Annotated in this window: 11 protein-coding genes; 2 read left to right on the top strand and 9 right to left on the bottom strand. The window is 34.5% G+C overall.

Translation table 11 applies throughout. From position 1 onward, the window contains the following. Window positions 1-607: RNA-guided endonuclease InsQ/TnpB family protein (locus tag D5R40_RS24320; protein WP_134239626.1), on the bottom strand; the 607-nt coding region annotated here is incomplete at its 3' end. 372 nt (window positions 608-979) lie between these two features. Then, a complete protein-coding gene (locus tag D5R40_RS41395; RefSeq protein ID WP_282433662.1) occupies window positions 980-1,111 on the bottom strand; it encodes a hypothetical protein in 132 nt (43 codons plus the stop codon). 291 nt (window positions 1,112-1,402) lie between these two features. On the opposite strand from D5R40_RS41395, the gene D5R40_RS24315 reads away from it, so the two are divergent. After that, the gene (locus D5R40_RS24315; protein ID WP_124155341.1) at window positions 1,403-2,992 is read left to right on the top strand and encodes a hypothetical protein; all 1,590 of its coding nucleotides are present in this window, start codon (window positions 1,403-1,405) and stop codon (window positions 2,990-2,992) included. A gap of 305 nt (window positions 2,993-3,297) precedes the next feature. Here the strand turns inward: D5R40_RS24315 and D5R40_RS24310 are convergent, their stop codons facing one another. The 7 genes from D5R40_RS24310 to D5R40_RS35960 form a co-directional block, all read right to left on the bottom strand. Further along, a complete protein-coding gene (locus tag D5R40_RS24310; RefSeq protein ID WP_124155340.1) occupies window positions 3,298-4,953 on the bottom strand; it encodes an ArnT family glycosyltransferase in 1,656 nt (551 codons plus the stop codon). Beyond that, window positions 4,869-5,954, bottom strand: a complete 1,086-nt coding sequence (locus D5R40_RS24305) for an RNA-guided endonuclease InsQ/TnpB family protein (RefSeq protein ID WP_124155339.1) — start codon at window positions 5,952-5,954, stop codon at window positions 4,869-4,871. Before D5R40_RS24305 ends, D5R40_RS24310 begins: the two co-directional genes overlap by 85 nt. Before the next feature lie 655 nt (window positions 5,955-6,609). After that, on the bottom strand, window positions 6,610-7,590 hold the full coding sequence (locus tag D5R40_RS24300; RefSeq protein ID WP_124146129.1) for a glycosyltransferase family 2 protein: 981 nt from the start codon (window positions 7,588-7,590) through the stop codon (window positions 6,610-6,612). Between the two features lie 317 nt (window positions 7,591-7,907). Then, on the bottom strand, window positions 7,908-9,578 hold the full coding sequence (locus tag D5R40_RS24295; protein WP_124146130.1) for a glycosyltransferase family 39 protein: 1,671 nt from the start codon (window positions 9,576-9,578) through the stop codon (window positions 7,908-7,910). Between the two features lie 80 nt (window positions 9,579-9,658). Beyond that, a complete protein-coding gene (locus tag D5R40_RS24290; RefSeq protein ID WP_240041646.1) occupies window positions 9,659-10,057 on the bottom strand; it encodes a zinc ribbon domain-containing protein in 399 nt (132 codons plus the stop codon). A gap of 18 nt (window positions 10,058-10,075) precedes the next feature. After that, entirely contained in the window at window positions 10,076-12,319 is a 2,244-nt protein-coding gene (locus D5R40_RS24285; RefSeq protein ID WP_161564628.1) for a WD40/YVTN/BNR-like repeat-containing protein, read from the bottom strand. Window positions 12,320-12,919: 600 nt separating this feature from the next. Next, window positions 12,920-13,123: a hypothetical protein gene (locus tag D5R40_RS35960; protein ID WP_124146132.1), complete on the bottom strand. Its 204-nt coding sequence runs from the start codon at window positions 13,121-13,123 to the stop codon at window positions 12,920-12,922. 186 nt (window positions 13,124-13,309) lie between these two features. Here D5R40_RS35960 and D5R40_RS24275 point away from each other — a divergent pair, with 186 nt between their 5' ends. Further along, complete coding sequence (locus tag D5R40_RS24275) at window positions 13,310-13,489, top strand: hypothetical protein (RefSeq protein WP_124146133.1); 180 nt, start codon at window positions 13,310-13,312, stop codon at window positions 13,487-13,489. Window positions 13,490-13,866: the final 377 nt, after the last annotated feature.

Below are 13,866 nucleotides of genomic sequence, written 5' to 3'. Positions count from 1 at the left end.
GGTTGTTGACTTTTGTGCCATCACTTGTGGCAATGAGACTACTAATACCAACATCTACACCAACTTGTTTATTGAGTGGTTTGAGTTTGAAATCTCTGTTGTCGTTAAATCTCAAAGACACCGACCATCTATTGGATGGGTCAAGCATAACTGTTATTGTAGTGGGGCTACATCCTGGTGGTAATTGCCTACTCCATCTGATCGGTAATGGGGAAGCACATTTAGCTAGATATACTTGGCCATCTTTCCATTTGAATGCAGACTTGGTAAATTCAGCACTACCACCATTGCGTTTTTTCTTAAAGTTAGGATATTTGGCCCGGAGTGAGAAAAAGTTAGTAAAAGCTGTTTGTAAATGTCTCAGACTTTGTTGCAATGGTACGCTGCTTACTTGGCTTAGGAATTCTAAGTCCTCCTGCTTTTTCCATTTGGTAAGCATGGCCGAAGTTTGCTTGTATCCTACACGATCCTGTTTCTCGTACCAAGCTTGAGTTCTAATCGCCAAGGCTTTGTTGTAGATTAGTCGCACACAGCCTAAAGTTCTCCGCAACAAGTTTTCCTGTTCTGGAGTTGGATAGAACCTAAATTTGTATGCTTTTTCAACCATCTACTGCTAGCTAATTAACTTTTCACAGTTTTAATACCAATTTCATAAAGTCAGACTACAGATAACTTGACATCTTGGATTTCAAGCTTGATAGATATTTTAACAAGTGTTGCTTAAGTTTATGAAATTGGTATAACACATTGTTTGTGAAAGATCGATATTGATTGCGATTCATCCCGACGCTCCCGTAACCGGAGAGCGCGGGTCTTCTCGCAACACTTTGATAAATTCCATAAGCAACGTCTAACTCGTCGTCAAACATTTGTCGGGACAGTTATCTTTTTTGAGATATTGCCACTCCAATCCAATTGAGTCGATCTTAGAACAATATTTAGGCAGAAATAAAGATGTATAAACCTAATATTCCCACTTTCACCATAACTTTTGAACTTCCTGACATTTGTGTATAAGGCCATTATCCTGTACTATGACTCTCATACGTCCTAATTTTTCTCCTTCTTGAGCTTCTCCCTCCATCATCTGGATGTAAGATTTACGATTCACCACCGATAACGCTCACCATAAACAAAGCTGATTAGAGGTTTAAACAGCGCGATAATGCTTAATCTAGGACATCGATGCTTTGTCTGTTCAAAAGATTTTTGTTCACCTCAATTAGTAATATTAGCACTAGAGAATCAGCATCAGGGTTTTACACAAAATTTAACACGATCTAATCTTATCATACAAGATCCATTATCTTATACAATTTTACTTTAAATAAGTCACAAATAGAGGCTTTATGTGTGACAGCCATTTAGTGAAATTGTATTAGATTTAGACACATATATATCAATGATATTCACAAAAACTAATTTACCAAGACAAGTTGCTATCTATATACTTGTAATTACTGGTTCACTGATTCTTTATGGTTATTCTTTTAACTCTTCCCAAAATGTAGCACTTGACGTTCCATATGTTCAAGCTTTCATCGATCCTCAAATTTATAGTAAAGATTTTTATGTTCAAGAATTCTTAAACTTTACACCAAGATACTACCATCAAAAATTAATATCTTTAACAGCTAGCTTAGGTTTAGGTTTATCCTTGACCTACTTACTTTACTATATAATGGCTTTTTCCTCCCTTGTAACAGGCTTGTATCTTATAGGGAAAAAGTTTGGTCATTCTATTTTATCAGGAGCACTACTGGCTTTTTTGGTTTTAAATACACATAACTTAGAAGCAACAGTTGGATATACAAGCATTTTTAGAACTGAACCAACTCCTAGTATTTTCGCAATGGGATTGGCAATTTGGGGAATTTATTATTGCTTTTGTAATAACTGGTTTAGAGGGTACTTATTTTTTGGATTGGCCTGTCTCTTACAATTTTTAGTTGGTTTTTTACCAGGGTGTTTGTTTATTCCTATATTATTGAGATATGCACATAAAAATCATTCTCTGAAAACTTTAATAATTTCTTTAGTAATATTTGTAGGCTTTGCTTGTTTAGTTTATGTTCCCATGAAGTTAACAGGAGCAACTAATAGTGAGATTCTAAGTGACTCAGAATTTATTTATTGGTATGGTTATATTCGCCATCCTCACCACATAATTCCTTCTCGGTTTTCGATTCAAGAATGGAAGAGTTTTATTTTTTATCTTACTGGTACTTTTTTATTAATTAAAACTTCAGATTTATTAAGTTCTGATGATAAAAAAAATCTTTGTATCATTATATATTTTACTTTGTTGGCACTTGCTGTTAATTATGTTTTTGTTGAAGTTTATCCCTTATCTTTATTTGCAAAATTGCAATTAGCTAGAACAACTCCTTTTGCAAAAATTGTCACACTTATCGTTATCAGTGTTGCAGTTACTCAATACTATCAAAAAGGGAATCTAGCAATTTGTTTACTGCTTCTTTTTCTTCCGACTATTCCGACTACCAATAATAACGGAATGCTATTTTTTTCAGTAGTTTTAATAATTGTAATTTTGCAAACTTTTGATTTGTTAAAATTAACAAGAACCAGATTATTTACCTCTCTAGCAATTATTGGCTTATTAAGTTGGATTATTTTCAATGCTCCTTCAACATCAATTTCAACAATATTGGAAATTATTTGTCTACAATTACTTTCTTTAGGAATTTTATCAATTCCTTTTTTATTACAAGAAAAGCAATTACTACTAAAAAAACTTAATGTAAGGATTAATGCAACTATTTATACTTCAGCGATATTTTCTCTGATCTATTTTTATTTAGGTTTTTTCCAACTCTTACATAAAAGATTACCCCAAATTAATTATTCTCAGATCCCAAGCCACCGTCTCGCATTGAATTTTAGAAATCTTACTACCAAAGATTCCTTAATTAGGAACGATCAATTACATTTACCGCCAACATTGCTTCATCTAGCCAAAGTGGACGGTTGAAAATGAACTGATAAATTCTTAGGGTAGCTCCAATTAATAAAATTACTGCTGTAGTCAAATTGATATGGTGAAGAGATTTAAGTGAAATAGTCCTTGTCATGTTGTTAAGAGTAAAATAGACTTCCTGGAAAAATAAATTTTATAAGGATCTACTAATAGATTGATAGTAAATACCACTGTTAATTGAGAAATAACAACTACACCGAATATTTTTAGAAAATGAGCATAATCTTTCATCCATCCATTACCTTAAAATTATGAATAAAATAATAACTTTTTGTCGCTCATTTTCATTATTAATTCTCTTAATTTTTTAATTTATTTCTATCTATATTGATAATACAATCATTATTTAAGTTTTGAAAATTAGAGTTAGAATCTTTCTTGATTAATACTTGAGATTCATTCTCCACATTTATATGTTTAATTTCTTTAGGGTAATTTTCATTTAATAGAACTAATAAAGGATACTCAAAAGAAGAACTTTTAAAAGTCAAACCTATATTTTTACATTGATTTGATTCTACTCTCACAACTTCATCTAAATAAAATTGTTGATATGTTGGTTGAGTTTGAAAATACTGTTCTACTCTTGAATTTTGAAAAATATTGTTCTCCCCAATTAATGGTCTTACTGAATTAAAGAAAACCCATTTGTAAGAAAGACATAAAACAAGTATTGCCAAGAAATAGCTTACTTGTTTCGGTAAAGATTTAGAAAATACAACAGCTACAAAAGGAGAAAATAATATAAATAGAGGTAAATGTAATCGACAACGATAAGGAGACCATGTTAAAAGACTTGCAAATAAAACAAAACCTAAAACTAGAACTATCCCATATTTAATTAAAAGTTTATTTGTCCATATTTTTTGATTAATAGTTAAGACAACAAATGACCCTATTATTAATAATAAATGCAAAGGATTACCTGCAACATCTTCATTAGTAGATAAGCCAGGAACATAAAATTTTCTGGCTTTAGGGCTAATTAAAGCTGGATCGGATAAGTCTATTCCTAATACTCCGTGAATAATTTCTAATACTTTATTAGTTAAACCCGTAGTAGGAGAAATAATTTTTTCTAATTGTAGATTCCTGACAATATCAGCATGCAATGATAAATTTTTTAAGATTCCTGAAATAGAAATCAATACACCGAATTCTTTATTTCTTTCTCCCGTCGCCGCCAACCCTAATACCGAGTCAAAAAGAGCATAATTTCTTAAATAATGTCCTAAATTAATGGCTAATACTATTAATAAAATAATAACTATAGGTTTAATAGCTTGCCACTTTAAATTCTTAATTCCCCACAACAATAACCAAATACAAAATGGGAAAGCATAAATATAAGCCGTACCTTTTGTTAAAATAGCTAAACCTAAACTAAACCCTAAAAACAAAATATTACTTTTAGATATACCGTTTTCTAAGGTTGTAAATGTAAAATAAACAAAACAAATTAACCAAAAAGTAACTACAAGATCGTTATTAGTACCAGAAGCTTGTAGAATTCCCATAGGAATAGTTACAGCAAAAACACTAGCCAGAATTTGATCGCGAATATTACCACCTAACTGTTTAGCAAGAATAGAAACACCCAAGACACTCATTACCATGCTACCCCACTGGATCGTATTCACAAAGCGATCGCTTTTGTTGAGAATTTGAAAGTGAGCCATGGCAAATTCTGACCAAGGATTTTGATACAGATGAAATAAATTATAGGTAGGATAATGAGCGACAGTATGGTTTTGAATCCAATAATATATACGAGGTAAATGATACTGCTCTATAAAACTGATACAAAGCGTCACATAAGGTGACAATCTGATGTTTACTTCCTGCTTCCACTGAGGCCGTCGGCGGTTACTCATCCACAGGCATTCACGGTCGAACCGACCGCATCTCTCAAATTTATACTGGCGTTTAAATCTCTGTCTATTGACAAGCCACATGACTGGCAGTCATAAGTCCTTACATTTAATGGCATATCCTGAACATGACCACAGTTAGAACAAGTCTTTGATGATGGAAAAAACCTATCAACTATTGCTAACTCAGAACCGTACCACTGTGTTTTATATTCTAGTTGACGCCTGAATTCATAAAAGCCTTGGTCTGCTATTGACTTAGCCAGTTTACGGTTAGCTAACATTCCACTAACGTTTAAATCTTCTATGACAACAGTGCCGTGGTTTTTGGCTAGGTAAGTTGTCAATTTATGAAGTGTGTCTTTACGGATGTTAGCTACTTTTGCGTGTAGCTTGGCAATTTTGAGTTGTGAAGAACGCCAATTAGCTGAACCAATTTCTTTATTCCGGTTTAGATATTGTAGTTGAGAAAGCTTGGCTTCAAACTGGCGATATGACTTGACGCTGTCAAAAACTTTTCCATCACTTAAAGTTGCTAATGTTTTAATGCCTAAATCTACACCTATAACTTCAGTAGTTTTTGGTGTTGGATATTGAGTAAATTCATAACTCAAACTTAAATACCAATCACCTGCGTGTCTACTAATAGTTATTTTTTTAGTTGTTGCTTCAATCGGTTCATAAGTTTTTACCCATCCAATAAAAGGTAATTTGTGACTCCATCCGTTTAGTTCTATTGGTTTTCCACAATTATCAATTGTAAATGAATCAGACCTACCTTTCTTCTTAAACTTTGGGTATTTTCCTAATCCTTTAAAAAACCTTTTGAACGCTTCACCTAAGTTGATGAAAGCATACTGGTAAACTTTAGATGACAAGTTTTTCATCCAAGGATATAAAGGCTTTGTGTGGTTAGTAAAAACCTCTCTTAGCCTACGAATATTTGGCTTGTAACCATCTTTATATGCAGCATTCCATAAACTTAAACCCCAGTTATAACACCATCTTGAATAACCTGTGTGTTGAGCCAAGAGAGTTTTCTGCTGATTATTTAGTTTGAGCTTTGTACGAATTGACTTGTACATATTTCTAGCTATTTTTTGAGTTGACGACTGTATTTTTTCAACTCAGAGATAACTAGCTGATTATACTGTATTATAACGTAAATTGTCAACTAAGTCAAAACTCCATTGAATCGGAGTGATTTGGTGCAGCGATTATTGCATTTATACCAATTAAGAACACAATAATTGTTATACAGGTAAGCAAAAGTATTAACATTGGTGATAATCCCAGTAAACTTTTGCTCCATGTTTTGAGATTATTTATATGTTCTTTTAAGGAAGATTTTGTTAGTAAAAATACATATAAAAAATTTATTAATAACCAAGCTGCTATTACCCAAAAAATACTGAAATAAACCAAATAGACTAAGTAATTCAGTTATTTTTGTTAAAATTATTCCCTATAAAACAATTGCTTTAAAGAAACAATCACGCCAATCATTTTTTTGAGTTAATAATTGAGCAAAAATTAAAACCAAAGATAATATAGGAAGAATGATCATTTTTAAGATTTCAATATTGAAGAAGGCAGAATACAGAAGGCAGAAGGGAAAATTGTTTGAGGTGATAATTCCCATAAAATTTTAAGCACCCCCGTTGATGGTGGGGTATTAAACCCATAAGATATAAAGATAAATATTTTTGAAAAAATCCATCTATTTTTTACCAAGAAAAGCTAATCAAAATTAGAATTTTCAGGCTTATTTTCTAATGAGTTAGCCAAAAAGTTACGACGTAATTTTAATTGAATATCTTCTAAAAGCTTACGATTAACTGACATCAAATCAGCAATTAGACCAAAAATAAATAGCTGAAATCCTATTAAAATTAAAATTGCAGCTAAGACTAAACTAGGAACATGAGACCTCGTAGTACCACTCCAGTATAGAATTAACCAACGTACACATAATATGAAACCAAAACTAAAGGGAATAGTCCCTAAAATTGTGAAAAACTTTAGGGGTTTATAAGTCATAAAAATCCGCACGATCGTAAAAATCGATCTTTGGATATAAGCTGGAATGCTTTTAACTAATCTAGATGGTCGTAAATAACCATTAGTTCTAATGGGGACAGAAATAATTGTCATTCCTTTTTGCCCAGCTTGGATAATAGTTTCTAGTGTGTAAGTATATTCATTAAAAACATTTAATTGTAGTGCTGCATTACGACTAATAGCACGAAAACCACTAGGAGCATCAGCAATATTTGTTTCACTAGCAATACGGACAACTAAACTACCTATTTTTTGTAAAAATTTCTTGATTGGTGAAAAATGTTTAATCTCTTGAATTGGTCTAGCACCAATTACTATTTCTGCTCTGCCATCTAAAATTGGTTCAATTAGTTTAGGTATATCTGCTGCACAATATTGATTATCAGCATCCGTATTAACAATAATATCAGCTCCATTTTGTAAACAAGCTTCTATTCCTGCCATAAAACCTTTTGCTAATCCTTGATTATATTCAAAATTAACAATATGATCGACTCCTGCTGCTTTGGCAACTTCTAAGGTCTTGTCAATACTACCATCATTAATGATCAACCATTCTACCTTATCTATACCAGGAAGTTGTCGAGGTAATTCAGTTAGAGTCATCCCTAAAGTAGCTTCTTCGTTATAACAGGGGATTTGTATAATTAGTTTAGTCATTAATCTTTGTTCCTTTTGTTTATTTTGGGTAACTGGCAACGTTTGTGGTTGTCAGAGATTCTAAGCCTGATTTTGATTCTCTAATTTTTACCAAAAAATTGTGGTTTAAAGTCTCCCCCTTTTAAGAGGATAATAAATAAAAATTTTCATGATTAGTCAATCATCTTCTTTTCAAGGAGAGGTAATTATTAATTACAGGACTTACACAGAGACTCTATATATATTATATATATAGCGAGGGCAAATACCATAAATAACCTACAGATGGTGGTTTAAAAGTAAATTTGCGTAAGTCCTGAATTATTAATTGTTGAAAATCAAGCCCTTTTCAAACGATATAACTTATTATCAAAAACAGATTCTAGCTCCCCTCCTTGTTCCTGTTCAACAAATGATTTGAACTGCTTATCTGGAAGGTATATGAACACTTCTTCATACTTTTGCGCTAGCTCCGGTATATTAAAATAACTTGAAAATTCACTTGCCTCAACATCATTTATCACTTGGAAGTCAACATCTTTATTGACCAAATGACTCAAACCTAAAACAAAACTGTGCGTAGCTTCACTCATAACAACCGGACGATTTGCAACATTAATCAGTGGAGCCATCTTTAAATTTAATGCATTTGCTGTTCTGCCTTGTTCTAGGTAATCCCAACCTGGTGTTTTGGCGATCGTGATGGCTGATATAACTCCAACGAAAACCATTGTTAGATATGCAAATCTCCAAAATACTTTTTCCCAAGCGTAGAATGAAAAGATAATACATTTAGTCAGGAAATAGGCGACAGAAATTTGCACGAATAATAGAGAAGGAAGTAGATATCTAGATTGCAAAGAGCGTCCGCCACCCAAAATTAGATCGGCAGTTACCAGAACTAGAGGTGTCAATACAATTGAGATCACTACTAATGACCAAACTCTCCTGGGTGTAAATCGAATCAGAAAGTATAAAGATATAACAACAAGACCAAAGATTAAATAACTAGAATAAGGCTCTATTCTAGGAACGGAATTATTCCAATTTAAAAAGCAACTACCTAAGCTATTGAGCAAACCTCTGATCAAAATAGAAATATTGGAGTTTCGACTACTTACCCATTGTGTCTTTTCTTGAATTTCATTGATACTTGTCAAGATCACAATTATCCAAGGGAGAAATGCTACGAAAGCAACTGACATACTGACAAGAAAAGGAACTAAGTAAGAACGAATTTGCTTGAGGCCAAGCGAAAGTATATACAAGCAGTAACCAAAAGCAACAAATACAAAAAACAGGTGTGAATAGAAACCGAAGATGAAAGTCAGCGTGCAAATTACCCAACTTAGTTTATCATTTTTCCTCATAGCACGTAGAAGTGCTATGGTACAGATTAAAGTAGCAAGTCCAAAAAGACTATACTGACGGGCTCCCTGAGATAGTAGAATTTGATAAGGTGATACACTAATTAGTCCAACTGCAATCCACCCTACCGATCGCGAACCGAAAAGCTCATAGCAAAGCCAATAAACAGCAGGCAAACAAGTAAATCCTAATATTACAGATAAAACTCTGGCAGCAAAAGGGTCTTTAAAAATTGAAATTACAAAACGACATAAGACGTAGTAGAGAGGAGTATGTTCTGAATTACCCGCTAATGCAGACATAGTATCTGGTAAACCTTTAGCGGATGTTGGAACTTGATAAGTGAGGATTTTCTCTGCACTAATAATTTCCCCATTAAAAACTTCTTCAACAATTTGAGTTCTGGTATAACCTGCTATTCGATAAAAGCCTCTAACTTCATCAGCATTATAAGGCTTTTGATCTAAGTTGGCGAAAGATAAAAAGATGCGCAATAGCAGTATCACAACGATCAAAACTTTCCAACTGTTCGGTATAGAGGGTTCAGTTTGCTGATACTGATGAACTTCACGTCTAAAGAGCGATAGAATAAGATTTTTGTTTTGCTTTCCTGTTTCCATATCAGGTGTTCCCTTTCCCAAAATTAAGATATATAGTTTAAATGCTGAACCGATACTATTTTGCTAACAATTGTTAACAATGCACAGTAAGATTAACTTACTTAGGGGGTATCTCCCAATGTGGTAGAAAATTTCTCTACCACGCTTTTGATCAAGATTCCACGCGCTCCGTTTAAGTTGCGAACAAGGCGAAAACCATCATTACCAGTCACAACTTTTTTGCCGCCTAAATTGTTGAGGATTTCACCACTCCAGCTAACGGTTTTGCTAGTGTAGGCTTCACTTACATCTACAACTACTTTGTTGTATTCAACAGCTTTATGCTTTAAGAAAAGCTCAAACCTATAGTGTCCCCAGTTCAACATTTGTCTCACTGATTTACTTGTGAGCTTTCTGCTAGTATAAATTGTCATCTGAGAAACTTCAAAAGTTGGAAGCAGAATTACATCAAAGTTTTGAACCAAAAATAAAGCTGTTTTGTGGTGCAACTCATCTATCAAGTTTCTAATTTTTGACCGTTATACCTTACCTCGGCGATTGAGTTTTCTTGACGTTAGGTAGATAACGATCCCTACTACAATGACGACGACTAACAAGACTAAAACTCTTTTCAATAAACCTTGATAGACATATAAAGCTAACCGAATATTGCTGAGAAAATTTGGTTCTGCCATTGACTCAGAATTTTGAATAGCTAAAGTTTCCTTGGTCTTTCCATTATCTGTTGTTAACTTGAATATTTCCAAACTGGCTGAACCAAAGCTGTAGATAGTCCTATCATTAACATAGTTTGGTGAAAAAACAATTGGCTTTCCTGATGAAGGCACATTGCCTATTCTTGATACGGGTAATGAACCATCTGCAATTTGTTTGAATGATTGCCCTCCATCTTCACTTTTGTATAACCCAAGACCTAGCACACCCAACACAAGTGTTTGATCGTTTTCATAGTTTGGTGAAATAGCAATAGCTTCCAACTCAGGCGAGTCAGTACCTAATCCAGGTATAGTTAGCCGCTGGTTCCAAGTTTTTCCTCCATTCCGTGATTCAAAAAGACCTCGACTCCTGGTACTAACAAATAAAGTTTGATCCCGTGCAAAGTCTGGAGAAATAACTATCTGCATTTTTATTGCTTTCTCTAAATCTGTATTTTCACTTATTGCTTCCCAGTTTTTCCCACCGTCCGTACTCTTGTAGATTCCCTTTTCTCCAGTTACATAGAGAGTATTATCGCTAGCAAAATTAGGGGATATGGCAATAGACGGACCATTGTTGCCTTGAAGAGATGGAACCTGACCAACTTTTGAGAAGTCTTTACCTCCATTTTGAGAGCGATAGACATTACCCTTCTGAGCTAGGATGTAAACAGTCCTATCGTTTGAGAAGTCTGGAGAAACACCTATTGTGAGTCCACGTTCTTCTTTAGGCATAGAAGCAATTGACCAGGAGATACCCCCATCCTGACTTCTTGCTACCTTTGTCCAGAGAAATGATGCCCATAATGTTTGATCTCGATCGTAGTTTGGAGAAAAAGCAACATCAAAGTAGCGACGAGGATCGTAGTTAGGTGGTAGTGATTCCCACTTTCTAGTAAACCAAGGTTCTTGGAGACCTCTTTGAGCGATCTTCCAAGTTTTACCGCCATCGCTACTAATATTAATGTTGCCAACGTAGTCCACAGTCGCCACAGTTGAATTATTAGAAACTGCCATTGCAACAACCGTACTCCTGAGTATGGTTTCTAAGTCTTGCCATTTTTGCCCCTGATCTTCAGACTTGAAGAGACCATCAAAACCTGCTAGGAAACTCACGCTGCCATCGGTCGAGAACTCTAGCTCAGTAAAGCTAGGTTGCTTCATACCCTTAGCTTGAGGATCAATTATGAGTCCCTGAGTTCTTGGCTGCCATTCTTGGCCATCCCAGTAAAATAATCCAGTATTTGCTGTGGAAACAAACAGTTGTGGTGCATTTTGCGACCCTGGAATAATTTTGAGATCTTGAACAAGCTCATTGGCGATCGGAATTGCCTGTTTTGTCCAAGTTTTGCCTTGGTCAGTGGTTTGAAAAATACCCTGGGTTTCCGTCGCCAGCGACATTGAACCTACTGCTCCACCTGGCATAGACTCAATAGCAACAATTGGACTATCTAGTGGTAGGCCAGATGCAGCGCGATCGCTAGCTTGCCAAGTTGCTCCGCTGTCGCGAGAGACCAAGAGTTCGTTTGTATTGGTAGCAATGACTAATTTGCCATCATTAGAAAAACCAAGAGTGTCAATAGGACTTTTACTTTGGAATACCTGTTGCCAACTCTCCCCAGAATTTTGAGTTAAGTAGAGTCGATCAGAGATACTTGCTAGAACAATCTTTGATGAAGTTGGTGAAACGATTATATGGTCTATAGCAAGTTCATCTAAACCTTCACTGGTATTTTGCCAGGTAAGTCCTTTGTCTGATGAGCGGTAGATTCCATCTCCAAGTGTTCCCAGAAATGCCAAACCATCATTTTGCTGACTCAATTCCAGATCTGTGATAAACAAACTAGAATAATCTAAACCCTTAGTAATACGCTGCCATGAAGCGCCTCCATCAGATGAACGATACAGGTTATTTCTAACAACAATTAATACTGTTTGATCTTGTTGATAATTTGGTGATACTTCAACATGTGTGACAACATCATGTGGGCGATGCGCCACTGAGATACCCATATTCACAAGTATTGCCATTAGGAAGGCAACTAATACTAATCTAAAAAATTTCATGATTCGGGAAAGGCTTTGAGTCATAAAAATTATCTGCTCAAAAATACAGTTATTTTTACAAAATTATCTTAACATATTATGGATCATACCATTTCGATCAAAGACTCTTATCTGCTTGCGGAGTGGCAGAAATCAGAAGTAGGGAAGCCTGATAATTCTGCTTATTACAATTCCCTTCTCCGGATATTTACCAAACTTTTTTCCAATTGGTATAACTGATTATTTGCATCCTTATCTGACTATGGACTCTTACCTCCTGAATTCTGTCTTGATCGATAACGACTTTTGCTTTGTTAATTGCTCGAAAATATTATTTGAGTATTTGTTCAATAAAAAAGCTTTGTCAGTGTCCGTATCAAAATCCCAGGCTTGAAGTTTAACTGTTCTTTGGGAAATTTCCTGAACCGAAAAATATTTTTGCCAACCAGAATATAAATAAGTTTAATTATTAAAATATTCTCTGACACTAGGTCTCGGCATCCTTTGATTAATTAACTTAAATATTATTGCGTCACCCAGAAAGTTTTCATAAGTTAAAATTACTCCATCAGCAACTTCGCCTTTTTCTGGTAATATTGCCCAACCATTAGCAATATAAGTCTAATTATCAATTTTATTGGCTGTATTAAAATAACCATAAACCAAATCATATTTTGGCTGTTGTACAATATCTTGAATATTTTTACTCTTGAGTAAACCACATTGCAAAAAACCTAATTTATCTAAAATATTAGCTGTCTTCCTCAAAGTTTCAGGACTTCTTTTCATTACCAAACATTCATTGTTATGGATAACATTTATCATCAATAAATAAGCTTTACTTTGAAGCAATATAACTCGGCGAGCCCTCATCTATATGTCTGTAGTTGTTAGATTGCTAAAGCTGCTGAGAAGGAAAAATTAAGAAAATATTAGAGAAAAAGGTCTTCATCTGAGGGAGAGGTAAAAATAGTCTGGAAGTCCTTTTTGAAAAACACCCAATATAATGTAATGCCAGCTCTTGCAGACATGAGACCCTTGTCGCCTGATGTATTTATCCGAGGTCGAGAGCTTGATACTACTACAGTTTATGGCCTACAAGAATGTTCTAACTTATGTGAAAGCAATTCTGAGTGTATTGGTTTAGACGTACATCAACTTGTACGGAGTTATTTGCTTACTTTTCAGTAGAAGTAAATGAAGGCTATGTTTCTGCATTAAAACCCCAAGGTTACGGTTACTAATCGCAATCTTAGACCCACCTTTTCTTTTGTCACAAGCGATGAATCATAACCGCCGTATCAGCGATTATGAAAAAAAGATATACAAACTGGCGATCGCATTGGGGAGCAATCGCCTTTGCTTTTGCTGGTGATGCCGAGAAACCGATTCGATTGGGGGAGTGTTCGCCTATTTTGCTTATTATAGCGGTTTTCATTAACATAGAATACAGCTATCAAGTTTGTAACTTATCAAACTTCAAACATACTTATATTTTTCTGTAGTCTACCTTTGTGAAAACCGCTATAAGTAAGAGCGATCGCTTATATCCTGGGGCGATCGCTCTT

The organism is Okeania hirsuta, from assembly GCF_003838195.1.
GTDB lineage: Bacteria > Cyanobacteriota > Cyanobacteriia > Cyanobacteriales > Microcoleaceae > Okeania > Okeania hirsuta.
This window is presented reverse-complemented; position numbering and strand designations above follow the sequence as displayed.